A 25,164-nucleotide genomic window follows, 5' to 3' on the forward strand; every position below is an offset into this window, starting at 1 on the left:
CTCGCGTCTTTGCTGCGATGCGGCCTTTCATGACCGGCCTGTCACATGTGAATTATTGCGATCTCGATTTGCAGAACTGGCAAACGGGTTTGGTGCCCACACCTTTCCCGGCTCAGCGCCGTCAGAACGCCTTGCAATCGCGCCGAAATGTTTCATTGACCGCAAAGCCTACCCGTTGGTTCGTGGTCGCCGGATCCGCCTACACCCCGGAACTTTAGCGCCGCGCCGCGGTTATTTGGGTAACCAATGGAGCCGCTCTTGTTAGCTGCTCGTGAAGCGCGGGGACGCTAGAGAGAGCCATGTCAACACTCAAAACCTCAAAATTCAAAATCTTTGCCATTATGGCTCTGACGGCTGCTCTGGCCGGCGCAGCCTACGCGGCTCCAGGAAGAGGCGGCGGTGGCGGTGGACGAGGCGGCGGGGGTGGATTTCACGGAGGCGGTGGGGGTGGATTTCACGGCGGAGCCGGCGGAGCGCATTTCGGCGGTGGTGGAGCTCACATGGGCGGCGGCGCCCATTTCGGAGGCGGCGCGCGCATGGGCGGTGGAGCTCATTTCGGAGGCGGCGCTCGTATCGGCGGTGGGGGCGCACGTTTCGGTGGTGCGCACATCGGCGGCAGGTCTTCGATAGCCCGGTCTTCGGCGAGTCCGGGTTTGCGTGGTCAGCGCTCGTTTGCGGCTCATGGCAATCCGAACCGGGGTGCCGGCCGCAACGCAACGATCAGCGCAAATCGAAGCGCTACCTTCAGCGGGAATCGGAACGCAAATGTAAGATCACGCGCGGTGCGGAACGTGTTGAATTCACACGCCGTCGCTGGTGCGTTGCACAACAGGACCGCGCTGCAAAATCCACGCACGCGGGCTCTAATCGCTGCGAGCGCCGCTACGGCGGGATGGCATGACGGCCGCGGCGGCAGAGGGTGGTGGCGGCATGGCAATGGCGGATATGGCTGGGTCGGCCCGCTGTTTTGGCCGTTCGCCTATTACGACATGTATGACTATGCGATGTGGGGCTACGGCTACGATGATCCGTTCTGGGATTACGGCTACAACGATATCTATGCCGGCCTGTTTTCCCCCTACGGCTACGACGACCTCGCGGGATATGCGGGATACTTGCCGCAAAGCGTAGGCAACGCTCAGGCCCGGGCCGAACAGGCACCTGCCGCTCCGGCGGCGGCGCCGGACCAGTTGGCGCAGATGTGCGGCGAGGACAGCCGCGACATCGCAGGCTTGCCGATCGATCAAATCCAGCAGGCGATCCTGCCGAATGACGCGCAACGCGCGGCGCTCGATGATCTCGCCAACGCCTCGGTGAAGGCGGCGCAGGATATCAAAGCCGCATGTCCGACCCAGCCAGCGCTGACCGCCCCTGCCCGGCTCGCGGCGATGCAACAACGCATCGAGGCGATGATAACAGCGGTCGGAACGGTCGAGCCGCCACTGCAAAAATTCTACGACCTCCTGAACGACGAGCAGAAGGCCAAGCTGAACGCGCTCGGTCAGGATCAACGCAGCGCCAAGGCTGCGCCGGCGACCGGAGGCTCGGCCGCCCAGAACTGCGGGGCGCAAGCGGGCGTGACGCAATGGCCGGCCGCCGAGATCGAGTCGAAGCTTCATCCGACCGAAGCACAGCGCGCCAGTCTTGCCGCGCTACAGGACGCCAGCGCCAAGGCAGCGGACATGCTCAAGACCTCATGCCAGGCTGCAGACGCGATCACCCCGCCGGCCCGGCTCGAAGCCGTCGGCAAGCGGCTGGACACCATGCTGCAGGCGGTCAAGACGGTGCACGCTGCCCTGGACGACTTCTATGGAAAGTTAACCGATGAGCAGAAGGCGCAGTTCGAGGCCATCGGACCGCGCCGCACGGCGCTTTCCGATCAGCCCGCTTCCGATCAGCTTGCCGCGACTCACCAGGCGCATGGTCGCCACCACCACCACGGTGTCAACGTTGCCGGTTTGATCCGGCATTTCATTTGGCTTGGGCGGTAGACCAACGATTACAGCGCGTGGGTCAGGCCGCTCACGCGTGAAAAATAGTACAATCCGTCAGGCCGACGTCACATGGACGCTGTAGAAGCCCGCACTATCGCTAAAGTCTCGAAGCGGCTCGTGCCGTTTCTCATCGTCTGCTACTTCGTCGCGTATCTGGACCGCGTCAATGTGAGCTTTGCCGCACTGACGATGAACCAGGACCTTGGGCTGTCGCAGACCGGCTTCGGCGTCGCCGAGGGGCGCTTCCACGCCGCCTTCCCGCTGTTCGTTGCAGCGGCCGGGATCGCGGTATCGACGACGCTCGACGATCCCACGCTGAAGATGCTCTCGCTCTGCGTGGCCGGCTTCGGCATCTTCGCCTGCCTGCCGGTATTCTGGACGTTGCCCACCGCTTTCCTCTCCGGCGCCGCCTGCGCGGCCGGGGTCGCCGATGATGAAGCGACGCAACGCGCCCCGGTCGCAGCGGAATAAACCAATGCAATATCGGAAGAATTGCGCCATCGCCGGCCTGGCGTTGATATGGGCCGCTGCTTGTATTACGCCGGCTACCGCACGGTCGGGACCACTGGTCGGCACCGCCGCGTTCGGCGATTGGCACGCCGACAGGCCCGGCGTTGCCAGGCTGATAAAGCCTGAAGATCTGCCAAAGCCAGGAGCGACACCTTCGGCCGCCAACGTCTCTCATAAGGTTCGCCGCCCTGCCTCGGCGCTTCCGCAAGTCCCCGCGGGATTCAACATAGAATTGTTCGCCGACGGGCTGAGCGGGCCGCGCCAGATGCGGGTCGCGCCCAATGGCGACATCTTCATCGCCGAAACCCGGGCGGGAAGAATTCGCGTGCTGCGAGCGGTCGACGGCAGCCCAAAACCTTCGGCAAACCAGATTTACGCTAGCGGTCTCCACGAGCCATTCGGCATCGCTTTCTTCCCGAGCGGCGACAACCCGCAATGGGTTTACGTCGCCAACACCAACTCTGTCGTCCGCTTTCCCTACAAGCTGGGCGATCTCAAAGCGGGGCGAAAACCTGAAACCGTCGTCGCGGAGTTGCCCCATGGCGGTGGACATTCAACCAGGGACATTGCCTTCACTCCGGATAACAGGCGGATGCTGATATCGGTCGGCTCCGGCAGTAACGATGCGAAGGGCATGGAAAACGCCGCCGGGGGATTGGCGGCATGGATCGGCAAACACCCGCTCGGTGCAAGCTGGGGGAGCGAGACCAATCGCGCCGACGTGCTATCATTCGATCCCGATGGAAAAAAACCCGGCGTCTTTGCCACGGGCATCCGCAATTGCGTGGGTCTCGCGGTTCATCCCAAAACCGGAGACTTATACTGCTCGACCAATGAGCGCGACGGTTTGGGCGACAATCTGGTGCCGGACTACGTTACGCGGGTGCGCGAAGGCGCGTTCTACGGCTGGCCCTGGTATTATATCGGCAACAATGAAGATCCGCGGCATCTCGGTGAACGTCCCGACCTGAAGGGAAAGATCGCTGTCCCTGATGTCCTTCTCCAGGCGCACTCCGCGTCCCTCGGGCTTACTTTCTATAACGGCAACGCGTTTCCGCCCGAATACACCGGCGACGGATTCGCCGCCGAGCACGGCTCATGGAACCGGTCCAAACGCACTGGTTACAAGGTGATCCGCATCCGTCTCAAAGACGGCATACCCACCGGCGAATACGAGGATTTTGTCACCGGGTTTGTGGTCAATGATTCCGACGTGTGGGGAAGACCGGTTGGCGTCGCCGTGGCACATGACGGTGCGCTGCTCGTTTCCGAGGACGCCAGCGGCACCATCTGGCGGATTACGCACTGAACCCAGACCTGGAAACGCCTTCACTCATGGCTGGAAAGCGGGCTGGCAATGCTTTCCAGCGATTTGCCTTCGGCGTCGATGCCGAACTTCCATTCTGTCACCGCCGCAACGAGAAGCAACAGCGCAGCGAGCGCATATCCGATGCTGACCATCCAGCTCGATCCGGACCCGATCAGCCAGCCGAACAATAGCGGCGACAGGCTTCCTCCGATCGCGGTCCCCAACGCGTAAAAGCAGGCGATCGCCAGCGCCCGGGTCTCCAGCGGGAATATCTCGCTGGCGGTGAGATAGGCCGAGCTCGCCGCCGCCGAGGCAAAGAAGAAAATTACCAGCCACGCGGCCGTCTGTGTCACCCCCGTCAGAATGCCGGCGCCGAACAGCAACGCGGTCAGAAGCAGAAGAAGTCCGCTGATGGCAAATGTTCCACCAATCATCTTCCGGCGTCCGACGGTGTCGAACAAAGTGCCGAGCAGCAGCGGACCGCAAAAATTGCCGAGCGCCAGCGGCAGCAGATAGAACCCGACATGCTGTTCGGGGACGTGGTAGAAGTGCGACAGAATTAGTCCGTAGCTGAAGAACACCGAATTATAGAGAAACGACTGCGCCACCATCAGCGTGAGCGCCAGGATGCTGCGCGTGCGGTATTTTCTCAGCATCGACGCGAAGATCATGCCGAGCCCGAATGATTTTCGAGGATGTACTGTGAGACTGCCCTCAGCCGGCGGAAGTTTTCGTCCCGTCGAAGCCGCGACGTCTTGCTCAATCTTTTTCACCGTCTGGTCGGCCTCGTCCGCCCGGCAGTGCGTCACCAGCCACCGCGGGCTTTCCGGCACAAAGCGCCGAAGCATTAGGATCGAAAGCCCGAGCACGCCGCCGATCCCGAAGCCGAGTCGCCAGCCGACATCGACCGAAAACAGGCTTTGATCGAGCAGCAAGGGCGTGACGGCGGCACCGGCCGCAGCACCTAGCCAGAAGCTGCCGTTCACGATCAGGTCGATACGGCCGCGATATTTCGCCGGGATCAGTTCGTCGATCGCCGAATTCACGGCGGCATATTCTCCCCCGATGCCCATCCCGGTCAGCATCCGGAACAATGCGAAACTCCAAAAATTCCAGGAGACCGCGCTGAGTAATACACCGGCGAGATAGACGATCAGCGTTGCATAAAACACCAGTCGGCGTCCGAAGCGGTCGGTCACCCAGCCGGAGACGAGCGCTCCGATTACCGCTCCCACGACATAGCACGAAGCCACCGCGCCGAGATTTGCACTTGAAAGATGCAGCGTCTGGGGATTTTGCAGCGCGGGTCCGAGCGCGCCTACAATCGTGACTTCAAGTCCATCCAGAATCCAGGTGACGCCGAGGCCGACAACGATGAGAAGATGAAACCGGCTCCAGGGTAAGCGATCGAGACGTGCGGGGACATCCGTTTTTACCGCTGTTGCGCTTGGCGACGATGGTTGTGCAACCGGCATGGCGACAGCCGAACTCCTCAGCGGACCTAACCTGCACGCAATGAAGAGGTTCCTTGGATACGCCGGCATCCCCTCGGGGATTGCTGGCTGAAGTGTCACCTGCAATTCATTTGCCATCGCGATCGCATTGGCGAACAATCGGGCATCTCACCTCACCAGCATGGGAGTTTGGAAGATGCGCTTGCCCATTATTCCGCCAGCCGAACTGAGTGCCGAACAGAAGCCGCTCTATGACGACATGCGCGATGGCATCACCAGGAATTTCCAGGGTTTTGTGAACATTCGCGGCGATGGCGCCCTATTGGGTCCGTGGAATCCATGGATCCAGGAGCCCAAATTCGGCAAGCCGGTCTGGGAGCTGACAAAAGCCATGGTGTCCAATCCATCGCTTCCTGCCAACGTCAGGGAAATCGCGATCCTCGTCACGGGCTCTCACTTTCGCTCGGCCTACGAACTCTACGCACATGTGATCGTCGCCGAACACCGCGGCCTTTCGGATGAAAAGCTGGCAACCATTGTCGCGGGCCAACGTCCCGGCGATCTCACCCGGCAAGAGGCGGTCGCCTACGACTTCGCCTCGGCGCTGGTCAATGGCGGCGTTCTGCCTGAGCTGACCTACCGCGCGGCGGTCGAACAATTCGGCCAGCACGGCGCAGCCGAGCTCTCCTACCTGGTCGGATTGTATTGCCTCGTGTCGGTGACGCTGAACACGTTTGACGTTCCGGTGCCGGACTGAAGGCGAGAGCGACTGCGGCCCGGATAGACACGGGCGAGTCATTCAGCCGCCAAATGTGACGATGCGCATCAACGGCTGAAGCGATATCATCACTCGGCGCTACGCCTTCGCCGCCGTCCCTGGAACGGGCTCGGCCGCTTCACCGAAAATCTCCGCGGCGATGCGGTTGGTCTCGATCGCGGCAGGCACCCCGCAATACATCGCCACCAGCAACAGGACGTCCTGCACCTGCTCCCGGGTGCACCCGTTCGCCAGCGCGCCCTTGGCATGGACGCGGAATTCGGCGGGCTTGTTGCTGGCAGCGGTAATTCCGAGCATGACCAGACTGCGGATGTCGTCAGGCAGGCCCGGCCGCTCCCAGACATCTCCATAGACATAGGCATTGATGATGTTCTGCAGCGGCGCGCCAAATTCGCCTGACGCCGCCATTCGCTTTTCGACATCGGCCTCGCCGAACATCTTTTTGCGCCGGCGCAAGCCGCGTGCGTACAATTCCTTGATGTCCACGTTGTTCGCTCCCCCGCTAGACCTCTGCCACTGATTTTTTTATACGGTCAAATTGTGGGGCGCTCAACCCGACAAATCCCCGCAGGTCAGGCTGCATCTTGCATGGGGTTTATTTGTCCGTATAAATCGTCCAAGAAATCCGAAGAGATTTCCTGGGACGTTTGCGGAGGATTTGAGATGAAGCTGCGAACGGGCGTTCTCTCCGGTTTACTCCTGATGGCACTGGCAGCGCCGCACGCCGTCGCAGCCGCCGACGATTATCCGCAACGCCAGATCAAGATCATCGTGCCATTTCCGGCCGGCGCGGGTCCGGATCAGGTGGCGCGCATGCTCGGCCAATATCTGCAAGAACGCTTCGGGCAGACGGTCGTGATCGAGAACCGCGCTGGCGCGCTCGGCAGCATCGGCGCCCAGGAAGTCGCCCGCAGTGCGCCCGACGGTTACACACTGCTGATGGGAACCAACACCACCCAGGCCGCCAATGTCGCGATGCTGAAAAACCTGCCCTACGATCCGGCCACGGACTTCGCGCCGATCATCAGAACCGTAACGACCGCCATGGTGCTGATCGTCAAGCCGGATTTTCCGGCCAAGGACCTCACTCAATTCATGGAATATGCGCATGCCCACCCCAATCTGACCGCCGGCTATGGCTCCGGCGCATCGCAGATCTCGATCGGGCAGTTGCAAAGCCGCGGCGGCCTGTCGGTGATCGCGGCGTCCTATCGCGGCGTGCCGCAGGCCGTCACTGACGTGATGGGCGGCGCGATCAACCTTGCTTTCGCGGATTTCTCGCTCGCCATCCCGCAGATGAAGGGTGGCACGCTGCGCGGAATCGGCGTGACCTCGCCGGCGCGAAACGAACTGACGCCGGACCTTCCTTCGCTTGCCGAGGCCATGCCCGGTTTTGAAGCCACCATCTGGTACGGGTTGCTGGCACCGGCGGGCACGCCCGCGCCTGTCATCAACAAGCTCTACGCCGAGAGCGCAAAATTCCTCGCAATGCCCTCGACCCGGGAGAAACTCGCAAGCGTGGGTGTAATCGTTTCTCCGATGGCTCCCGACGAATTCGGCGGCTTTATCCGCAGCGAGATCACGCGGTGGACCGCGGATGCCAAGGCTGCCGGCATCGAAGCCAAATAGCAGCGATACCGAAGGGCGGTTCACTCATGCACTCGCACGCGCCCGTCGGGATCATCGGACTGGGCCTGATAGGCACGGCGTTGTCGGAGCGCCTGATCGACTCCGGCGTGCCGCTGATCGGCTTCGATCTCGAAATCTCGCGATGCGAGAAGCTTCGGGCACGCGGCGGCGTGATCGCAAATTCGGTGCGCGACCTCGCCGGCCGATCCCGCACGATTATCATCGCCGTCTATAGTGGGAAGCAGGTCGAAGCGCTGTTCGGCGAAGTTGAAGACGGTGCGGGCTCCGCGCGGCCCGTCGTGGTCTGCACCACGACCTGTGGTCCCGACGAAATCGGCCAGCTTGCCCGACGCGCCACAAGCGCCGGGATTGCGCTGGTGGAAGCTCCGATATCCGGCACCAGCGCCGCCGTGCGCGACGGGACCGCTACGGCACTGGTGGCGGGCGAAGCCGCCAGCATCGAATCCGTCAACACACTTCTCAATATTCTGTGCCCTCGCCGCGTGCGCGTCGGAGCGATCGGCGATGCCAGCCATACCAAACTCGCGATCAACCTGATCCTGCAAAACAACCGGGCGGCGTTGGCTGAAGGAATTGCGTTCGCCGAGGCACTGGGGCTGGACGGACACGCCTTCCTGGCAGCAGCCCGCGAATCGGCCGCATACTCACACGCCATGGAAACCAAGGGCGAGAAGATGCTGACGCGGGACTTTCGACCGCAGCCGCACATTTCGCAGACCCTGAAAGATGCCGAGTTGATTCTCAGCGAAGCCCGACGGCAAAATCTGCATTTGCCGATGACGGCAATCCAGGCCGAATTGTTGCGCGCGGCCATTGCGCTCGAGGGTCCGGATAGCGACAGCGCTGCCGTAATCGAGGCAATCCGGCGACGGCCCGCCGTGACAGAGGTTCTCAAATGATCCGCGCAGCGATTGTCGGCCTCGGCCGCTGGGGCCGCAATCTCGTCACGGCCTCGCACGGCCACGAGCGGCTGAAAATCGTCCGTGCGGTCGAGCCCGCCATCGAGACGGCACGAGGCTTTTGCGCGCAACACCATCTTGAGCTGACCGGCGATCTGGACGCGGTGCTCGGAGATGGCACGATCGGCGCGGTTCTGCTGGCGACGCCGCATTCACTGCATCCGGCGCAGGTCATCGCCTGCGCTACCGCACGAAAACAGATATTCTGCGAGAAGCCGCTCGCGCTGCATCGCGCCGATGCTGGGCGGATGTTCCTGGCTTGCCGCGAGGCCGGCGTCACGCTCGCGGTCGGCCACAACCGGCGCTTCTGGCCGTCGATGCGCGCGCTGCGCGACATCGTCGCAAGCGGCCAGCTCGGCACCATCCTTCACGTCGAAGGCCACAACAGCAACGAGAATTCGCAAAAAGTCGTCGCCGGCTGGCGGTTGTCGCCGGAGGAATCGCCCGGCGGCGGACTGACCGGCGCCGGACTTCATGTGCTGGACGCGTTCGTCAGCGTGCTCGGCCCGGTCCGCCGGGTTTATGCGCAACTGAATTCGCGCGAAGCAGGGCCGCCTCCAATCGATACCGCTTTGATGACGCTCGACTTTGTCAACGGCGTCACCGGCACGCTGGCGACGGTGCGGGCGACGCCGCTGTACTGGCGCGTCCATGTGCTCGGCACGCAAGGTTCTGCCGAGGTGCTGGATGAACTTACCATGGTTGTGCGGAAGACCGGCGGCGAACCACAGCGGACAACCTATCCTGCCATCGACGTCCTGCGCGCCGAACTCAGCGCCTTCGCCGATGCAATCGAGAACAAGGCCCCGTTTCCCGTGCCGGAAGCCGACGTGCTAGCGACGCTGTCGGCTTTCGAGGCAGCACTTCAGTCGATGACGTCAGGCGTGCCGGTGACGTGCCATGGCGCTTAAGAAAGAGCTTCGCAAATCGCCGCGCTATCGCGATATCGCCACCGAGCTGCAGAAGGAAATCCGGCTCGGCAGCAGCCCGATCGGCAAGCTGTTGCCGACTGAGACCGAATTGATGGCGCGGTTTTCCGCAAGCCGCCAGACGGTGCGGGAAGCGCTGCGGATCATCACCGAGCAAGGCCTGATCGTGCGGCGAGCGGGGCTCGGCTCGGTGGTGATCGCGACCGAGCCGCCGGTACTGTTCACCCACAGCGTCAAATCGCTTAACGAGTGGCTGCGATACTCCAACGAAACCTATCGCGATGTGGTGCACACCAGCGAGATCGTCGCCGAGCGCAAGCTCGCGGCGCTGTTGAAATGCGAACCCGGCAAGCACTGGTTCCTGATCGAAGCCGTCCGCCGCTCCGATCAATTCTCGGCCCCGCTCGGCTGGACCGAGATCTATGTGCTGCGCAAGTTCGCCGGCGTCGTGAAGCGGCGTGATCACGGCCGGACCCCGGTCCATGAGCAGATCGCCAGGATGTTCGGCGAAACCATCGAACACGCGCAACTCGAAGTGTTCGTACGCGGCATGCCCGCGAAACTCGCCAGGCCGCTACAGGTGAAGCCGGGTTCGCCGGCGCTGACGATGGTGCGGCGCTACTACGGCCTGCGGGAAGAATTGTTCGAGGTCACCGTCACCACCCATCCGGAAGGCCGCTACACCTATACGATGGATATGCAACGATCGCTGAGGCCGCTGTGAAGGTCACATCAGATGCGGTCCGGCGCCGTCCGCTGCCTCCAGTACCGCCGCACGCCATTCGCGTTTCACCGGCAGGATCGGAGGCATCGGCGCAACATCCGGCTCCATCGTCGGCGGCGCGGTTGCTTCAATGTGTTCGGTACGCGAGGCCTTGCGCATGAAGAGATTGTAAATCAGCCATTGCGCGCGATGCCGCGCGCCGCGCAGCGGAAAACGGCCGGCAATCGAGGAGTTCGAGTAAAACCCCTCATACGCGCTTTGCTGACCGACCCGCAACTCGTCCGGCGACATGCCCGCCGGCAGGTAGGTGACGTGACCCTGATCATACATCGTCCAGTCGAATGAAACGATGCGGCCGGCCCGCTTCATCTCGTACCAGGTCAGCGTGCCGGGATACGGTGTCAGCACCGAATAGGCGCAGGCATCGTATTTGGCGCCAATGTTGAACTTCACCGTGTCGTCAAACACCGAGGTGTCGTCGCCGTCGAATCCAAACATGAACAGGCCGAACACCATGATTCCGTAGGAATGAACCTTCTCCACCAGCGCCAGGAAATTTTCCGGCCGGTTGACGTGTTTGTGCACGCTTTTCAGCGTCTCGCGCGAGATCGATTCGAACCCGATGCTCAGCATCGTGCAGCCGCTTTCGGCGGCAAGTTCGAGCATCCGATCGTCCTGCGCGAGTTTCGAAGTAACGCCGGCCTGCCAGTGAATTCCACGGCCCTTCAGGGCGCGCATGACCTCCTTGGGGCGCTCGGGGGTGCCGAAGAAGTCGGCGTCATTCACGGAGACGGTGCGTGCGCCGCAGTTCTCCATCTCGTGGATGACTTCATCGACCGGGCGATAGCGAAACTTGAGGCCGTTCATCAGCGGTTCGGCGCAGAAGGTGCAGCCCTGGTGGCAGCCGCGTGATGTCTGGACGAAGGTCCGGTTGACGTAACGGCTCTTCTTGAGCAAGTCGTAACGCGGCATCGGCATTCCTGCCATCGGATGCAGCCTATCGGACTTGTAGGTTCCCCGCATCGCCCCTTGCTTGAGATCATCAAGCAGCTTGTCGATGACGAGCTCGACCTCTCCAATCACGACCGCGTCGCAGTGTTTCAAGGCTTCCTGCGGCATAAAGCTGGGATGGACGCCCCCCATAACGACAGGCACGCCTTTGGCGCGAAACTGGTCGGCGACCTCGTACCCGCGGTTGACGTAGCTCGTCATTGCCGAAATTCCGATCAGGTCAGCTTTCAGATCAAAGTCGATGGCCTCGATGTTCTCGTCGGTCAGCACGACCTCGTATTGGTCTTTCGGAATGCAAGCGGCCACGGCCAGCAAACCGGCGAGCGGGGAATACAGCGCTCGATTGAAGTAAATTGGGCGGGTCGTCAGTGAATCGGTCTTGGGATTGATGAGGTGGATGACGCGAGTACGCATGAGAGCCTCCTGTTGCACCGACCTGTCGTGGCCCCGAGCCGCAGCGAACGGAAACGTCTGCCGCAGGTTTGCCTGCAACCAATCGCAGCGACCGCGTCCTTCCCTAGCCTGCCTCTCGAACAGCACGCTGGCGGTATCCTAGGCTAGATGCGTGCCCTATGCCAGTTCAAGCGCTAGAGCAGAAAACGTTCCCGGCCTGACCAGCCTCGGATGAAAGCCTGCGCCTCGTGAATCTTAGGTCCGGTCCCGGACAAAGCTGCAGCATCGATGAACCGGTTTCCTGTGTCGGGCACCAACGTGCAGCCGCGGACCGGAACCCGGCCGGCCATCCGTGCAAGCGCGCGGAATCAGGGTCGGCTACTTCAGCATCCCGGCAAATGTCTTGGCGAAAGTGTGGACGTCTCCCGGCCATCGCGCCGAGACGTAATTGCGGTCGCGGACCACGAAGGCCGGCGTCTCGTCATCCATGGAATCCCGCACCAGGCCCGAGGTCTTGCGGCGATAGTGTGCATCGGCCGTTGGCACATCGCGGAAATCGTCCGCGCTTGCCAGCGCACGCGTCACTTCCTGCTGCACCGACATAAAGCCCTTCGGCTGTCCATCCTGCTCCAGATAGGTCCGATAATAGTTTGGATCCCAGAATCGCGTGACGCGCGCGACCGACCACGCGCTGTTTTCGAACGCCCAGGTCAAGGCCGTCGTCCGATATCCGGAAAGAACCGAGCGCCCGGTCCGTTTCGAGATGCTGCGCGCCGCGAGCAGCACGCCATGGCAGATGGCCGCCACCGGCTTTTCCTGATCAAAAAATCCGGCAACATGGCGTTGCAGAATTTCGCTTTCCAGGTACTCGCGCATGCCCCGCGCACGATGCCCGCCCGGCAACAGCAGCGCATCGAAAGCCGCGGGATCGATCGCGTCCCACCGCAGCGGCGCCAGGTAGTCCGGATCGGCAATCATCTCGGCGTAAGCTTGGCGTGCGTTCCGATTTGCCCGCATCAGGAGCCCGACGAAGGGCAGGTTGCGCAGCAGGGGAACGGCACCCCACAAATCCAGGCCCTTCCCTGTCAGCATCATGTCGTCGGCAATGGCAGGCTGTCCGTGAGGAGTGGCGAACCTGACGAGGTGTCCGGCGTTCACCAGCACCCGCCAGCTTACCGCCGCCTCGCTCGGATCGAAATCTCGCGCAGGTAACAGGAAAAGAACGCGCGCCATCGAGCCCCCTCGCATCGGCGGCAAACCTCATGCCGCCGGGATTTAATCGGTATTCCGCCCAGGGACCATATCCGGCTATACCGTAAAGCAAGAATGATTTGGAGCCAATTCATGAACGGGAAACCGCCGTCACTGCCGCTGGCCGGCATCACCGTCGTCTCACTCGAGCAGGCCATCGCGGCACCTCTGGCCAGCCGGCACCTGGCCGATTGGGGCGCGCGGGTGATCAAGATCGAGCGGCCCGGCAAGGGCGATTTCTGCCGCGACTACGACTACGTGATGAACGGGATGTCGAGCCAGTTCGCCTGGACAAACCGCTCCAAGGAGAGCCTGGCACTCGACGTCAAAAGCAGCGAGGGCAAGCGCGTGCTCGACGCGCTGCTGCCGCAAGCGGACGTGTTCCTGCAAAATCTGGCGCCGGGCGCGGCGCAGCGGCTCGGGCTCGATGCCGCAACGCTGGTCGGGCGCTTTCCGCGCCTGATCGCCTGCGACATCTCCGGTTACGGCAGCGGCGGTCCCTACAGCCAGAAAAAGGCCTACGACCTGCTGGTACAATGCGAAGCAGGATTCCTGTCAGTCAACGGCACCGAGGAACAGCCTGCGAAATGCGGCATCGCCGTCGTCGACACCGCGACCGGCATGTACATCGTGAACGGCGTGCTGATGGCGCTGTTCAATCGCGAGCGCACCGGCAAGGGCATGGCGTTCGAAGTCTCGCTGTTCGATTCCATGACGGAATGGATGAGCTATCCGGCATACTACACCGAGGGCGCCGGCAAGCCGCTGGTCCGCACCGGCACCCGTCACGCCACCATCGCGCCCTACGGCCCGTTTAGGTGCGGCGACGGACGCACCGTCTTCTTCGGAATCCAGAACGAGCGCGAATGGACCGCGCTGTGCGCGCAGGTGTTGGAGGACGCGGCGCTCGCGAGCGACCCGCGTTTTTGCACCAACCCGCAGCGCATGCAAAATCGCGATGCGCTGGAAGCTTTGATCGAGCAAAAATTCGAAAAATTCTCGGCCGAACGGATGCTGCAGCGGCTCGACGATGCCGCCATCGCCAATGCCAATATGAACACCGTCGAAGCCTTCCTCAGGCATCCGCAGCTTCACGCACGCGACCGCGTTCAGAAGGTGGGATCGCCGAACGGACCGCTGACAAGCTTTCTGCCTGCGATCACCATTCCCGGCGTCACGCCGGTCATGGGTGATATTCCCGCTGTCGGCGAGCATACCGACGCAATCCTGGCCGAGCTCGGCCTGCTGGAAACGACACGGACATGAGCGCGCCGCGTTTGACTCGAACATATCTCGCCGTCCCGGCGCATCGCTCACGGCTGGTGCAAAACGCGGCGGCATCAACCGCCGACGCTGTGTTCCTTGATCTCGAGGACGCAGTGCCGCCGGCCGAAAAGGCTGCGGCGCTGGAGGCGGCTGCGACGGCCTTGACCACGCTCGATTGGGGCCAGAAGACCGTAGCGATCAGACTGAACACGATCGACAGCCCGTCGATTCGACAAGAGATCGCCCGCCTCGGCGGCATCCCGCGGCTTGACGCCTTCATCATTCCGAAGGCGGAGGCGGTGGCCGAGGTTACACAAATCGGCGGCTGGATCACCGACGCCGCCGCAAAGCGGCAAGCGCCCGCCGAGATGGAATTACTGATCGAGACCGCACGCGGGCTGATCAATGTGGAAGCGCTCGCGGCCGCCGATCCGCTGGTGACCGCCTTGCATCTTGGCGTCGGCGATTTCGCCGCCTCGATCGGCGCGCGCAGCGCCGAAATCGGCGCATCGCCACCCGGATACAGGCATGTCGGCAGCGCGGCGGATGGATATCCGACGATTCCGCTCGACCTGTTCGCCTATCCGATGATGCGGCTGCTGGTCGCCGCCCGCGCCTTCGGCCTGCGCGCGATCGATGGACCGTGCGGCGCCTTCCGCGATGCGGTCGCTACCTCAGCGACGGCGGCGAAGGCGGCCGCGATGGGTTTCGACGGCAAGCAGGTCATCCATCCCACTCAGATCGAAGCCACGCGCAACGCCTTCATCCCCTCCGACGAAGAACTGGCGAACGCCCAGCGTGTGATCGCGGCGATGGAGGAGGCCGAACGAAACGGCCAGGCCGCCGTGACGGTCGATGGCAGGATGGTGGACTACGCCAACCTGCGGATGATCCGGCGGTTGATGAGTTTCAAGGGATAGCTCTGAGAGGCAGGCACGCCCTGCCCCGCCTCTCCTCGCATCCTTGGGAGCATCCGTTCTCAAACCAGCAGCACCGTCGATCCCGTGGTCTTGCGCGCAGCGAGATCGGCATGCGCCTTGGCCGCGTCCTTCAGCGGATAGGTCTGGTTGACCTCGATCTTGACTGCGCCTGAAAGCACCACGTCGAACAGCTCTTTCGCCATTGCCACGAGGTTCTCGCGCTTGGCGCCATAGGTATTGAGCGTCGGACGGGTGACGTACAGCGAGCCCTTCTGGGCCAGCAGGCCGAGGTTAAGCGGCTCGACACTCCCCGAGGATTGCCCGAACAGCGCCACAAGGCCCAATGGCGCCAGGCAGTCGAGCGATTTCAAAAACGTGTCCTTGCCGACGGAGTCGTAGACGACGGGAACTTTTTTGCCGCCGGTGATCTCCTCGACGCGCTTTACGAAATCCTCGCGGCTATACACAATCGTGTGGGCGCAGCCATGGGCTTGCGCCAGCTTGGCCTTCTCGTCGCTGCCGACGGTGCCGATCACGGTGGCGCCGAGATGCTTCGCCCATTGGCCGAGGATGAGGCCGATGCCGCCCGCCGCGGCATGCAACAGGATCGTCTCGCCGGATTTCACCCGATGGGTCTGCCGGATCAGATATTGCACCGTCAGCCCCTTCAGCATCATCGCCGCGGCGGTCTTGTCATCGATACCGTCGGGCAGTTTGATCAGTCGATCGGCCGGAATCAGCCGTTCTTCGGCATAGGCGCCGAGCGGCGAGCTGCCATAGGCGACGCGGTCGCCGGCTTTTAGATCGGTGACGCCAGGTCCGAGTTCCAGGACCACGCCGGCCGCCTCGCTGCCGAGGCCGCTTGGTAACTGGGTGGGGTAAAGTCCCGAGCGAACGTAGATATCGACAAAGTTCAACCCGACCGCGGTGTGGCGGATACGCGCCTCGCCGGGTCCGGGCTTGCCGACTTCGACTCCTTCCCAGACCAGAACTTCGGGGCCGCCGGTTTGATGAAAGCGGATGGCATGGGTCATGGGATATTCCTCACCTGTGCAACAAAAGAAGGAAAAGTCGGGCGAAAACGTCTCGGCCGAGACGGTCTGCCCCGGTCGTACGATTACAATATGCTCCGATCGAGCGGCAAGGAACAGCCTCGGACCGAGATACTGGCTCGTGTTGATCGCATGCCCGTGGCGGAGAAGCATCGGATCGGCCAGCTCGTCGGCAATCCATTCCCGGGTCGATCGAACAAGACCGTGCGATCTTAACACATTATTTCATTGGACCCTCCGTCCGTCGTTACTACCTCTAGGACACGCGCATTCGGAAAACGAAAAGCGAAGCCAAGCCCTTGCTTGCCGGGATCGCATGGCACCAGAATGAAGACGCGGGACGAGATTGCGCGAGATGGAAGACGGACCGGCGCGGCAGGCCGCCGCCATCGTGTGATGTCGCTGGGCGTTTTTGCCGCCCTCTTCACCCTGATTGCATGTCTGCATCTTGCGTTCTGGGCGCTGACCAAGCCGGATCTCACCGCGGCTTCGGTCGAAGGCAAGTTGCCAAGCGTCTCCTACAACCGGTTCGCCGAACAAACCCCTGACGGGCTGAGGGTACCCGAAGCGCGGATCCGCGCCGACCTCACCGAAATCGCCAAACACGCCAAGGCGGTGCGCACCTATGCTTCGACCCAAGGGCTGGAACGCGTTCCGGAGATCGCGGCTGAGCTTGGACTCACGGTTACGCTTGGTGTCTGGATCGACAAGAACGCGGCCAGAAACGAGCGCGAGATCGCAACCGCCCTCGACCTCGCCCGCCGCTACCATAACGTCACCCGGCTGGTCGTGGGCAATGAAACATTCCTGCGCCATGAGCACACCGCTGCCGGCCTCGCCAACATCATCCGGCGCGTGAAGCGGGACAGTCCGGTTCCGGTCGCGACCGCGGATCACTGGAAGACCTTCCTCGACCATCCCGAGCTGGTCGATTCCGTGGACGAAGTCTTCGCCCATATCCTTCCTTATTGGGAAGGCATGTCGAAGCAGACCGCGGTCGAGGGGTCGCTCGACATCTACGACAAGCTGCGGGCGGCGTACCCGGGCAAGGAAATCGACATCGGCGAATTCGGCTGGCCGAGCGCCGGCCATAATTTTGAGGCGGCGGTACCAGACCCGATCAGCCAGGCCGTGATCCTGCGCAACTTCGTTGCCCGCGCCAACGCTCTTGGCATCGACTACAACATCGTCGAAGCGATCGATCAGCCGGAGAAACTGTTCGAGGGCAATGTCGGTCCCTATTGGGGCATCGCCGATTCGTCGCTGCGGCCCAAATTCGCATGGACCGGACCGATCGCCGACGCCGATTATTGGAACACGGCGCTGCTCGCCGTCCTTGTCGGCTCGTTGTTGTCGATCTCGATTTTGATCCTTCCCGGAGCGACCATCAGCCAGGCCACGCTGCTCGCCATCGCCGACCATCTGGTTGGCGACTGGTGCGCAGGCGTGCTGGTGTACTGGCAGGACCATTATTTCCTGCATGGCGAGGTGGTCACGTTTGCCATCGCGCTTCCGCTGCTGAGCCTGCTGGCGCCGATCCTGCGCTCGCGGATGCACGAGATGACGACCGTCGCGCTTGGCCGCGAGCCCACCCGGTTGTTGAACCTGTCGGCACCGGCACCCGGGCCGGCACCGGCCGCGAAGCCGCCGAAAGTCTCGATCCACATTCCCGCCTACCGCGAGCCGCCCGAGATGCTGTTGCGCACCATCGATTCGGTGGCGCGGCTCGACTACCCCGACTTCGAGTGCGTGGTCGTCATCAACAACACCCCCGATCCGGCGTTCTGGCAGCCGATCGAGCGACGCTGCCGCGAGCTTGGCCCGCGCTTCAAGTTCATTTGCGTGCAGAACCTGGTAGGCTTCAAGGCCGCGGCGCTGCGGCTGGCGATGGCGGAGACCGCCGACGAAGCCGAGATCATCGGCGTGATCGATGCCGACTATGTGGTCGATCCCACATGGCTCAGGGATCTGGTCCCCGGCTTCGCCGACCCCAAGGTCGGACTGATCCAGGCACCGCAGGATCATCGCGATGGCGACCGCAGCCAGATCCACGCCGCCATGAACGCCGAATATGCCGGGTTCTTCGACATCGGCATGGTCGAGCGCAACGAGGTCAACGCCATCATCGTCCACGGCACGATGTGCCTGATCCGCCGTACCGCGCTGGAGGCCGCCGGCGGCTGGTCGAGCGACACGATTTGCGAGGACAGCGACCTCGGACTGACGATCCTGGAGCTTGGCTGGCGCGCCCACTACACCAACCGCCGCTATGGCTGGGGATTGCTGCCGCAGGACTATCTGGCCTTCAAGACGCAACGGTCGCGGTGGGCTGGCGGTGCGATGCAGATCGTGAAGAAGCACTGGCGCCAGTTCCTGCCGGGCATGAGCCGGCTCGACCGCGATCAGAAGCGCGAATTCGCGTTCGGCTGGCTGAACTGGTTCGGCGCCGAAATGATCGCCGTCGCCGCGGCCATGCTCAACCTGGTCTGGGTGCCGTTCGTCGCCTTCAAGATCGTCGCCATCCCCGACGTACTGCTGACGCTGCCGGTTCTCGCTGCCTTCCTGGTATCGCTGGTCCATTTTGTCAGTTCTTACCGGCTGCGCGTCGGGGTGCCGTACCGGCAGATGCTCGGCGCCATGGTGGTGTTCATGTCGGTGCAGTGGACGGTGGCGAGTGCGGCTTTTCAGGCCGCACTGCCGGCGAGCCGCAGCTATTTCCATCGCACCCGCAAGGGCAACGGCGCCATCGTCGGCACCCGCATCATGACGATGCCGGAAACGCTGCTTGGCGGGTTGCTGGTCGCCGGCAGCCTCATCATCTTCGCGACCAACATCTACCGGTTCCTTGCGATCGATTTGTTCGCGACCATCCTGCTGATCCAGAGCCTGCCCTTCCTGTCGGCGGTGGCATTGGTGTGGCTGGAGCGCCGCGGTGAGGGCAGATCGAAAGCGATGGCGGTGGTTCGACCGATCTAGACGGCCCTTCCTGGCAGACCCGCCACTTCCCGACTGACAAGCTTCATTCAAACACCTATACAGTCGGTGCAAGGACAACGCGCCTGTCGCCTGGGAGTTAACCCGTTGCCTCAGCCAAAACATTTGTTGCCGACCACCGTGGTTGGAAGCTATCCGCAGCCCGACTGGCTGGTGGACCGCGAGATGCTGTCCAAATCCGTGCCGCGCACCCGCATGGCCGGGATGTGGCGGATTCCGCAGGCACATCTCGAGCAGGCGCAGGACGATGCGACGGTCGTTGCGATCCGCGACATGGAGCGCGCCGGAATCGATATCGTCACCGACGGCGAAATCAGGCGGGAAAGCTACTCCAACCGTTTCGCTACGGCGCTGGACGGAATCGACGCCGAAAATCCCGCGATCATCACCTCGCGCTCGGGCCAGAAAACGCCGGTGCCCCGCGTGGTCGGCAAGATAGGCCGCAACGGTCCGGTCGAATTGCGCGACATGCAATTCCTTCGCCGCAACACCGATCGCGCCGCGAAGATCACGCTGCCCGGCCCGTTCACCATGAGCCAGCAGGCCAGCAACGAATTCTACAAGGACGATGAGGAACTGGCGATGGCGCTGGCCGCCGCCGTCAACGCCGAGGCGCTGGAATTGCAGAACGCCGGCGCCGACGTGATCCAGCTCGATGAGCCCTGGGTGCGCAACGATCCCGCCGCCGCCAAGCGCTATGCGGTCAAGGCGATCAACCGCGCGCTGCAAGGGATAACCGTGCCCACCGTCGTTCACGTCTGCTTCGGCTATGCCGCCGTCGTCCCCGGCGATACCAAGCCGGCGGGCTATTCGTTCCTCGCCGAACTCGCCGACACCACCGCCGAGCAGATCTCGATCGAGGCGGCGCAACCGAAACTCGATCTCGGCGTGCTGGCCGATCTGTCGCGTAAGAAAATCATGCTGGGCGTGATCGATCTCGGCAATCCCGGGATCGAGACGGCTTCTGTCATCGCAGACCGCATCCGGCACGGCCTCAAATATGTTTCCGCCGACCGGCTGATCCCCGCGCCGGATTGCGGCATGAAATACATGCCGCGCGCCATCGCCTTCGGCAAACTCAAGGCGATGAGCGACGCGGCCGCGATCGTGCGGAAGGAAGTCGGCTAGACTAGTCCCGAATATTTTCGTCGTCCCTGAAGTGTTACCGATCCAATTCCTCAAACAGCCTCGTTTGCTGCGGCCCTACTCACGCTCGTCATCCCCGCGAAAGCGGGGAACCAGTATGCCGCGGCTTATCGATTCAATCACTGACGTCTCGGAGTACTGGATCGCCCGCCTTCCGCGGGCGATGACGATTGGAGTGTGACGCGTTCGTTCTGCGATCGTCATTGCGAGCGGAGCGAAGCAATCCAGCTTTCTTTCTTGCCGCCAAATGGATTGCTTCGTCGCTCCGCTCCTCGCAATGACGGTCAGATACGGCTTCGCGATCTCGCGGCGCGATGCGTCCGAGGTTTGCAATTAATCTCCGCCCTGAAAACAGAGGGCGTGGGGAATGCCGGGCGCCCGATGCACCCGCAGCCTCGTGTGCGCTATGGTAGTAAGTATGCACACGAGTATTCACAGCGAGCCATCGGAAAACACCCGACATTCCCGCACGCAATGGTTTACGGCTTATACCGTGCTCTCCCCGGTGATCGGCTTTCTTGCCACCGTCGTCAGCGGTTACCCGCCAACTTGACACCAGCGTCGGGGTGTCAGGACCACACGTCTTCGCCGTCCGCTGCAAGCAACGCCCGTCAAGCGCGCCGCCGCGTCCACCGCATCCCGCCCCGCGTCCGTGACGTCGCGAGCCGCCCCTCTGAGTGGGACAGGACGCAACAGACATACAACTGATTTGGGTCAGGCCGCAAGCGATATTTCTGAAAATCAGAATTCAATCCGGGCCATTGGCGCGGCCGGCGCTTGTCTCGATCCTTGCGACGCCCGGAGGAACGACGCACACAACGCAGAGCCATAAACCGGCGCTTTTGACCCCAACCAGATATCGATCTCAAAAGGCAAACGATATACACTGAGGTCACGCCGGGTGTTCAATCGGGACCGCAGAGAGCCGGAACGGTGGAAGGAAAGGCGACTACCCCACGGGGGAACATGCTTATGCAGCGACGTCTTGGCGCAGAATTCTTTGGTACTTTCTGGCTGACATTCGCTGGTTGCGGCAGTGCAGTGTTCGCCGCGGGCTTTCCATCGCTGGGCATCGGATTCCTGGGGGTCAGTCTGGCCTTCGGATTAACCGTACTGACCATGGCTTATGCGGTCGGCCACGTCTCCGGCGGGCATTTCAATTGTGCCGTTACCGTTGGGCTCTGGGCCGGAGGCCGCTTCAAGGGCACCGACGTTCTTCCCTACATTCTCACACAGGTGGCCGGCGCCATTGCGGCGGCCGCGGTACTCTATGTGATCGCCTCGGGCAAACCCGGATGGGTTCCTGAAGGGTTTGCGTCCAACGGCTACGGCGATCTCAGCCCCGGAAAATACAGTCTGTTGTCGTGCTTCCTGAGTGAAGTCATCGCGACCTTCTTCTTCTTGTACGTCATCATCGGCACCACCTCGAAAGGCGCGGCGGTCGGATTTGCCGGGATACCCATCGGGCTTTGCCTGACGCTTATTCATCTCTTCCTGATCCCGGTCACCAACGCCTCGGTCAATCCGGCGCGAAGCACCGGCCCGGCGTTGTTTGCCGGCGGAGCATACATCGCGCAGCTCTGGTTGTTCTGGCTGGCGCCCATCCTCGGTGCGGCGGTAGCCGGCGTGATCAGCCGTTGGCAGCATGATACGCCGGACGCGTTCTGAGCGCTGGTTCTTCTCGGAAGAAACGGCGCGTCCGGACCACACGACTTCGCCGTCGGCGTCATTCGCCGGCGACAGCCTCGCGTCCAGCGCATCCGGTCCCGCGTCCGTGACGATCGCGAGCGCCCCGCTGGGGGAGCGGATGGCGCGCGATATATACTGATTTGGGTCAGGCGGCAAGCGCAATTTCTGAAATTCAGAATTGCATCGGCCCCGCCTCATTTCGAGGCGAGGCGTCCGTCAACCGCGGCGGCAAGCTTCTCGGCGCGCTGCAAATGATCCACGATCTTCGGCAGGGTCTGGCGCGCGAACTCCTTGAGCTCAGGATCGGTGCCGTTCTGGATCTCCTGTTCGAACAACGCCGCATTTCCCTTTTGATACTCGACCTGGCCGTTCACATAATCCCGGTCGAACGCAGCCCGACGGTCCGCCTCGAGCGTGGAAAGCATCGCATCATAGGCGCCGTGCAACAGCGTGTTCGACGGAGTAATGTTTTTCTTCTTCAGGATCACATTCAGCGCGTCGACCACCGGAATATGGCTGGTGACCATCAGATGGGCGTAACTGCGGATCGCTGCGCTCGTGCCCTTCGTTTCGGCCAGCCGGCCGGAGTCGACCTGGAAGGGCGCGCCCAGGTTCGCCTGACCGACGAAATTAAAATCGACGGCGGTAAGGGTCGCCGGCGCCTCCGGCGGTGCGGCGGTCTGCGCCACGGCGACGGCAGTTCCGGCGGCCGACCAAAGCAGGGCGCAGGTCAAGCCAAGGCAGCCGACACGAACGGCTGCAGATACTCGTTTCATTTGGGAGCTCCATTTATTCGTCGCCCCCGTAAAGGCAGCTAGACCGCGCGGGATGACAATCAAGGATCCCGATGCAGGCTTGATCTTATCAAAAGATTTATTGGTCTCGAAAACGGCCGGTACCTACCTGAGGAAACAGCGACAGGAGATGGCAGCCGTGAAGATTGTCATGGGAAGAAGGCGCGTGTTGGGAACATTGGCCTTGACCATGGCATCAGGCGCGATCGGCCTTGCATCGGCCGGGACCAAGCCCGCGGCAGCGGCCATAGAATCCGCGCTGACGCCTCCCGGTGCGAAGCACCTCGACATATTGAAGAAGCGTCTCGCGCAGGCACCCCGCCGTCGCGATTTCAAGACCGTGCCGATGATCCTGAATAATCCGGAGCAATGGGATCACGAAGCGTTGATCGAAGTACTCGCATACCGTTACGCGCCCAGGCAGGCCTGGGACAATACCGAGATCGGAGGTCCCTGGCTGAGTCAGATGCGCAACACGCTCAATACACAGATCTGGTCGTTCAAACATCCGGATTTCCTCGCGGTTTCGGTTACGCATGGAACGGCGGATCTTGCGCTCTACGACCAGGCCATGTGGGACAAGTATCAGCTCACCAGACTGGCCGGCGAGAAGTTCAAGACCAATACGCTGATCATCGAGCAAAAGGCCGCTGCTGCCGATCCCGCTAACTATCAGGACCCGGCGGGGCCGTTCTCCGGCGAAGATAATTCCATACCTGCGTTGATGCGGCGCGGCGTTGTTTTTATGTGTTGTCACAATGCCATTTGGGAACAGGCGGCGGCCCTCATCAAGGCCGACGTCAATCCTGACAAGCTCTCTCATGCCGCGCTCGCCGCCGAACTGACCAACCATCTGGTGGATGGCGTCGTTCTAATCCCCGGTGCGGGCGGCACGATGATCGAATTACAGCAGGTCGGCTTTCACTACGCATCGTAACGCCGAACTCTGTCACGACATCCACGGTTAGTGGGACCCCAACTCGGGAGACCATCATGCGAAAGTTGATCACGACGATAGCGTTGCTGGCTCTGCTCGATACTTCGGTGGCGATTGCACAGACGGCTGATTCGCCAAATCCAGCCGCACCTGCGTCGACGACGTCCGGCCAGCCATCCCTGCCGGGTGAGGCACCGATCGGCCACCGCCAGCCACGCGCCGATCAAGTGCCCTCGGCGAAAAACCCGACGGATCCGAACGACCCGGTCAATCGCGAGAACGCTGCGCTCGACCGCATCATCAACGGTATTTGCCGCGGTTGCTAAGTAGGCGCCCTCACCTCTCGCTCCACAGAGGTCAAACAATGTTTGTGCAGACAAGTCCGGGCCAATCGGGTTCAGCGCATGTCGTTGTACTAGGCAACGAAAAGGGTGGCTCGGGGAAATCGACCGTTGCCATGCATGTCGCCGTTGCGTTGCTGCAGGCCGGCCAGCGCGTCGCGACCATCGACCTCGATTGTCGCCAGCAAAGCTTCACCCGTTACATCAACAACCGAAGCGCCTGGGCGCGCCGCACCGGCCTCCACCTCGAACTCCCGGTTCACCGTTGCACCGAGCCTGGCGAGACCATGCAGATTTTGGATAACGAATCGTCGGAATTGGGCCAGTTCCTGAACGCCGTCAGCGCCGTAGAGCGGGCATTCGATTTCATCGTCATCGATACCCCGGGATCCGACACCTACCTGATGCGTCTGGCGCATGCGATGGCCGATACGCTGGTGACGCCGATCAACGACAGCTTCCTCGATTTCGACGTCCTGGGAACGGTCGACCCCATGACCTATTCCGTGACCGGCGAGAGCCATTATGCCAAAATGTTGCGGGACGCGCGGCGCAAACGCCGCCAGCTTGACGGCGCCAGCACCGACTGGATCGTGGTGCGCAACCGGATCTCGGCACTTGAATCACGCAACAAGCAACTCGTTGCCGAGGGCCTCAATGAATTATCACTCCGACTGGGCTTCCGCTCGATCGATGGTTTTGCCGAGCGCGAGGTCTATCGCGAATTTTATCCCCGCGGCCTGACGGCGCTTGACGACCTTGATGAGGCACTCGGCACCGGCCCGGGCGCGGAGCATGTGACGGCGCAGGAAGAGGTCACGAGCCTGCTGCGCCAATTGAAACTGCCGATCGACGAGCGCGGCCGGCGCCGCGCAGCCAACCGGGCCGAATGGTTCAATCAGGTCAACAAGCCGCTCGATGTCCACGACATCCTCGGGGCGCCGCAAACCGGATTTCAAGCAGGCGATCGGCCTGGGCCGCGCTCTTAGCCTGAATTTACCGAAGGCCGCCCCTCCCGCCGGTTGATCGCGTCGAGCTGCCCTCCTGAACCGGGCCGACGCGG

24 protein-coding genes are annotated in these 25,164 nt (G+C 62.3%); 18 read left to right on the forward strand and 6 right to left on the reverse strand.

What is annotated here, in order from left to right:
* Window positions 1–29: 29 nt before the first annotated feature.
* The 5 genes from B5527_RS44685 (at window position 30) to B5527_RS29475 (ending at window position 3,813) form a co-directional block, all read left to right on the forward strand.
* Window positions 30–218, forward strand: coding sequence for a hypothetical protein (locus B5527_RS44685; RefSeq protein ID WP_154072604.1), 189 nt, complete (start codon window positions 30–32; stop codon window positions 216–218).
* Between the two features lie 181 nt (window positions 219–399).
* Window positions 400–630, forward strand: a complete 231-nt coding sequence (locus B5527_RS47430) for a hypothetical protein (protein WP_338065045.1) — start codon at window positions 400–402, stop codon at window positions 628–630.
* Window positions 631–791: 161 nt separating this feature from the next.
* Window positions 792–1,991 carry a Spy/CpxP family protein refolding chaperone gene (locus B5527_RS29465; RefSeq protein ID WP_338065046.1) on the forward strand — a complete coding sequence of 400 codons (1,200 nt, stop codon included), beginning with the start codon at window positions 792–794 and terminating at the stop codon, window positions 1,989–1,991.
* A 120-nt stretch (window positions 1,992–2,111) separates the two neighbouring features.
* Complete coding sequence (locus B5527_RS46725; protein WP_079604638.1) at window positions 2,112–2,465, forward strand: hypothetical protein; 354 nt, start codon at window positions 2,112–2,114, stop codon at window positions 2,463–2,465.
* 4 nt (window positions 2,466–2,469) lie between these two features.
* Window positions 2,470–3,813, forward strand: a complete 1,344-nt coding sequence (locus B5527_RS29475; protein WP_079604639.1) for a PQQ-dependent sugar dehydrogenase — start codon at window positions 2,470–2,472, stop codon at window positions 3,811–3,813.
* Between the two features lie 20 nt (window positions 3,814–3,833).
* On the opposite strand, the gene B5527_RS29480 is transcribed toward B5527_RS29475, so the two are convergent.
* Window positions 3,834–5,288 (reverse strand): MFS transporter, encoded by a 1,455-nt coding sequence (locus B5527_RS29480; protein WP_079604640.1) that lies wholly within the window; start codon window positions 5,286–5,288, stop codon window positions 3,834–3,836.
* A gap of 175 nt (window positions 5,289–5,463) precedes the next feature.
* On the opposite strand from B5527_RS29480, the gene B5527_RS29485 reads away from it, so the two are divergent.
* Window positions 5,464–6,024 carry a carboxymuconolactone decarboxylase family protein gene (locus tag B5527_RS29485; RefSeq protein WP_079604641.1) on the forward strand — a complete coding sequence of 187 codons (561 nt, stop codon included), beginning with the start codon at window positions 5,464–5,466 and terminating at the stop codon, window positions 6,022–6,024.
* A 99-nt stretch (window positions 6,025–6,123) separates the two neighbouring features.
* Here the strand turns inward: B5527_RS29485 and B5527_RS29490 are convergent, their stop codons facing one another.
* Complete coding sequence (locus B5527_RS29490) at window positions 6,124–6,531, reverse strand: carboxymuconolactone decarboxylase family protein (protein ID WP_079604642.1); 408 nt, start codon at window positions 6,529–6,531, stop codon at window positions 6,124–6,126.
* Window positions 6,532–6,708: 177 nt separating this feature from the next.
* On the opposite strand from B5527_RS29490, the gene B5527_RS29495 reads away from it, so the two are divergent.
* From B5527_RS29495 to B5527_RS29510, 4 genes are read left to right on the forward strand one after another with little or no spacing between them, the layout of a single operon-like run.
* Complete coding sequence (locus B5527_RS29495) at window positions 6,709–7,674, forward strand: Bug family tripartite tricarboxylate transporter substrate binding protein (RefSeq protein ID WP_079604643.1); 966 nt, start codon at window positions 6,709–6,711, stop codon at window positions 7,672–7,674.
* Window positions 7,675–7,700: 26 nt separating this feature from the next.
* The gene (locus B5527_RS29500; RefSeq protein WP_079604644.1) at window positions 7,701–8,594 is read left to right on the forward strand and encodes an NAD(P)-dependent oxidoreductase; all 894 of its coding nucleotides are present in this window, start codon (window positions 7,701–7,703) and stop codon (window positions 8,592–8,594) included.
* The gene (locus tag B5527_RS29505; protein WP_079604645.1) at window positions 8,591–9,565 is read left to right on the forward strand and encodes a Gfo/Idh/MocA family protein; all 975 of its coding nucleotides are present in this window, start codon (window positions 8,591–8,593) and stop codon (window positions 9,563–9,565) included. The genes B5527_RS29500 and B5527_RS29505 overlap by 4 nt, the downstream gene beginning before the upstream one ends.
* Window positions 9,555–10,307: a GntR family transcriptional regulator gene (locus B5527_RS29510; RefSeq protein WP_079604646.1), complete on the forward strand. Its 753-nt coding sequence runs from the start codon at window positions 9,555–9,557 to the stop codon at window positions 10,305–10,307. Before B5527_RS29505 ends, B5527_RS29510 begins: the two co-directional genes overlap by 11 nt.
* A 3-nt stretch (window positions 10,308–10,310) precedes the next feature.
* Here B5527_RS29510 and B5527_RS29515 read toward each other — a convergent pair whose 3' ends face one another.
* Together B5527_RS29515 and B5527_RS29520 are read right to left on the reverse strand one after the other, a co-directional pair.
* Entirely contained in the window at window positions 10,311–11,732 is a 1,422-nt protein-coding gene (locus tag B5527_RS29515; protein ID WP_079607601.1) for a B12-binding domain-containing radical SAM protein, read from the reverse strand.
* A 357-nt stretch (window positions 11,733–12,089) separates the two neighbouring features.
* Window positions 12,090–12,944, reverse strand: a complete 855-nt coding sequence (locus tag B5527_RS29520; RefSeq protein ID WP_079604647.1) for a type 1 glutamine amidotransferase domain-containing protein — start codon at window positions 12,942–12,944, stop codon at window positions 12,090–12,092.
* Window positions 12,945–13,055: 111 nt separating this feature from the next.
* On the opposite strand from B5527_RS29520, the gene B5527_RS29525 reads away from it, so the two are divergent.
* Window positions 13,056–14,228 carry a CaiB/BaiF CoA transferase family protein gene (locus B5527_RS29525; protein ID WP_079604648.1) on the forward strand — a complete coding sequence of 391 codons (1,173 nt, stop codon included), beginning with the start codon at window positions 13,056–13,058 and terminating at the stop codon, window positions 14,226–14,228.
* On the forward strand, window positions 14,225–15,148 hold the full coding sequence (locus tag B5527_RS29530; protein WP_079604649.1) for an HpcH/HpaI aldolase/citrate lyase family protein: 924 nt from the start codon (window positions 14,225–14,227) through the stop codon (window positions 15,146–15,148). The genes B5527_RS29525 and B5527_RS29530 overlap by 4 nt, the downstream gene beginning before the upstream one ends.
* 59 nt (window positions 15,149–15,207) lie before the next feature.
* Here B5527_RS29530 and B5527_RS29535 read toward each other — a convergent pair whose 3' ends face one another.
* On the reverse strand, window positions 15,208–16,182 hold the full coding sequence (locus tag B5527_RS29535; protein WP_079607602.1) for a quinone oxidoreductase family protein: 975 nt from the start codon (window positions 16,180–16,182) through the stop codon (window positions 15,208–15,210).
* Between the two features lie 345 nt (window positions 16,183–16,527).
* Between B5527_RS29535 and B5527_RS29540 the strand changes: the two genes are divergently transcribed.
* The 3 genes from B5527_RS29540 to aqpZ all read left to right on the forward strand — a co-directional run bounded on the left by B5527_RS29540 (window position 16,528) and on the right by aqpZ (window position 22,008).
* Window positions 16,528–19,176: a glycosyltransferase gene (locus B5527_RS29540; protein ID WP_079604650.1), complete on the forward strand. Its 2,649-nt coding sequence runs from the start codon at window positions 16,528–16,530 to the stop codon at window positions 19,174–19,176.
* A 105-nt stretch (window positions 19,177–19,281) separates the two neighbouring features.
* Window positions 19,282–20,322, forward strand: coding sequence for a 5-methyltetrahydropteroyltriglutamate--homocysteine methyltransferase (locus B5527_RS29545; protein WP_079604651.1), 1,041 nt, complete (start codon window positions 19,282–19,284; stop codon window positions 20,320–20,322).
* 990 nt (window positions 20,323–21,312) lie between these two features.
* Window positions 21,313–22,008 carry an aquaporin Z gene (aqpZ, locus tag B5527_RS29555; protein WP_245332309.1) on the forward strand — a complete coding sequence of 232 codons (696 nt, stop codon included), beginning with the start codon at window positions 21,313–21,315 and terminating at the stop codon, window positions 22,006–22,008.
* Window positions 22,009–22,223: 215 nt separating this feature from the next.
* On the opposite strand, the gene B5527_RS29560 is transcribed toward aqpZ, so the two are convergent.
* Window positions 22,224–22,718 carry a DUF4142 domain-containing protein gene (locus B5527_RS29560; protein WP_172842703.1) on the reverse strand — a complete coding sequence of 165 codons (495 nt, stop codon included), beginning with the start codon at window positions 22,716–22,718 and terminating at the stop codon, window positions 22,224–22,226.
* A 139-nt stretch (window positions 22,719–22,857) separates the two neighbouring features.
* Here B5527_RS29560 and B5527_RS29565 point away from each other — a divergent pair, with 139 nt between their 5' ends.
* Genes B5527_RS29565 through B5527_RS29575 form a run of 3 tightly spaced genes read left to right on the forward strand, consistent with a single transcriptional unit; the run spans window position 22,858 to window position 25,090 of the window.
* Entirely contained in the window at window positions 22,858–23,760 is a 903-nt protein-coding gene (locus tag B5527_RS29565; RefSeq protein ID WP_245332310.1) for a transcriptional initiation protein Tat, read from the forward strand.
* Window positions 23,761–23,816: 56 nt separating this feature from the next.
* Window positions 23,817–24,086 (forward strand): hypothetical protein, encoded by a 270-nt coding sequence (locus B5527_RS29570; RefSeq protein WP_079604655.1) that lies wholly within the window; start codon window positions 23,817–23,819, stop codon window positions 24,084–24,086.
* Window positions 24,087–24,124: 38 nt separating this feature from the next.
* A complete protein-coding gene (locus tag B5527_RS29575) occupies window positions 24,125–25,090 on the forward strand; it encodes a division plane positioning ATPase MipZ (RefSeq protein WP_079604656.1) in 966 nt (321 codons plus the stop codon).
* Window positions 25,091–25,164 lie beyond the last annotated feature (74 nt).

Origin of the sequence: Bradyrhizobium erythrophlei (genome assembly GCF_900129425.1) — a bacterium.
GTDB lineage: Bacteria > Pseudomonadota > Alphaproteobacteria > Rhizobiales > Xanthobacteraceae > Bradyrhizobium > Bradyrhizobium erythrophlei_C.

Bases quoted from the DNA above. Each gene is read 5' to 3' on its own strand.
- B5527_RS29515 (WP_079607601.1), bottom strand. From the start codon at position 11,732: ATGCGTACTCGCGTCATCCACCTCATCAATCCCAAGACCGATTCACTG.
- B5527_RS29475 (WP_079604639.1), top strand. From the start codon at position 2,470: ATGCAATATCGGAAGAATTGCGCCATCGCCGGCCTGGCGTTGATATGG.
- B5527_RS29480 (WP_079604640.1), bottom strand. From the start codon at position 5,288: ATGCCGGTTGCACAACCATCGTCGCCAAGCGCAACAGCGGTAAAAACG.
- B5527_RS29540 (WP_079604650.1), top strand. From the start codon at position 16,528: ATGAAGACGCGGGACGAGATTGCGCGAGATGGAAGACGGACCGGCGCG.
- B5527_RS29505 (WP_079604645.1), top strand. From the start codon at position 8,591: ATGATCCGCGCAGCGATTGTCGGCCTCGGCCGCTGGGGCCGCAATCTC.
- B5527_RS29500 (WP_079604644.1), top strand. From the start codon at position 7,701: ATGCACTCGCACGCGCCCGTCGGGATCATCGGACTGGGCCTGATAGGC.
- B5527_RS29525 (WP_079604648.1), top strand. From the start codon at position 13,056: ATGAACGGGAAACCGCCGTCACTGCCGCTGGCCGGCATCACCGTCGTC.
- aqpZ (WP_245332309.1), top strand. From the start codon at position 21,313: ATGCAGCGACGTCTTGGCGCAGAATTCTTTGGTACTTTCTGGCTGACA.
- B5527_RS29565 (WP_245332310.1), top strand. From the start codon at position 22,858: ATGACAATCAAGGATCCCGATGCAGGCTTGATCTTATCAAAAGATTTA.
- B5527_RS29485 (WP_079604641.1), top strand. From the start codon at position 5,464: ATGCGCTTGCCCATTATTCCGCCAGCCGAACTGAGTGCCGAACAGAAG.
- B5527_RS29535 (WP_079607602.1), bottom strand. From the start codon at position 16,182: ATGACCCATGCCATCCGCTTTCATCAAACCGGCGGCCCCGAAGTTCTG.
- B5527_RS29520 (WP_079604647.1), bottom strand. From the start codon at position 12,944: ATGGCGCGCGTTCTTTTCCTGTTACCTGCGCGAGATTTCGATCCGAGC.
- B5527_RS44685 (WP_154072604.1), top strand. From the start codon at position 30: ATGACCGGCCTGTCACATGTGAATTATTGCGATCTCGATTTGCAGAAC.
- B5527_RS29510 (WP_079604646.1), top strand. From the start codon at position 9,555: ATGGCGCTTAAGAAAGAGCTTCGCAAATCGCCGCGCTATCGCGATATC.
- B5527_RS29495 (WP_079604643.1), top strand. From the start codon at position 6,709: ATGAAGCTGCGAACGGGCGTTCTCTCCGGTTTACTCCTGATGGCACTG.
- B5527_RS29575 (WP_079604656.1), top strand. From the start codon at position 24,125: ATGTTTGTGCAGACAAGTCCGGGCCAATCGGGTTCAGCGCATGTCGTT.
- B5527_RS29570 (WP_079604655.1), top strand. From the start codon at position 23,817: ATGCGAAAGTTGATCACGACGATAGCGTTGCTGGCTCTGCTCGATACT.
- B5527_RS29530 (WP_079604649.1), top strand. From the start codon at position 14,225: ATGAGCGCGCCGCGTTTGACTCGAACATATCTCGCCGTCCCGGCGCAT.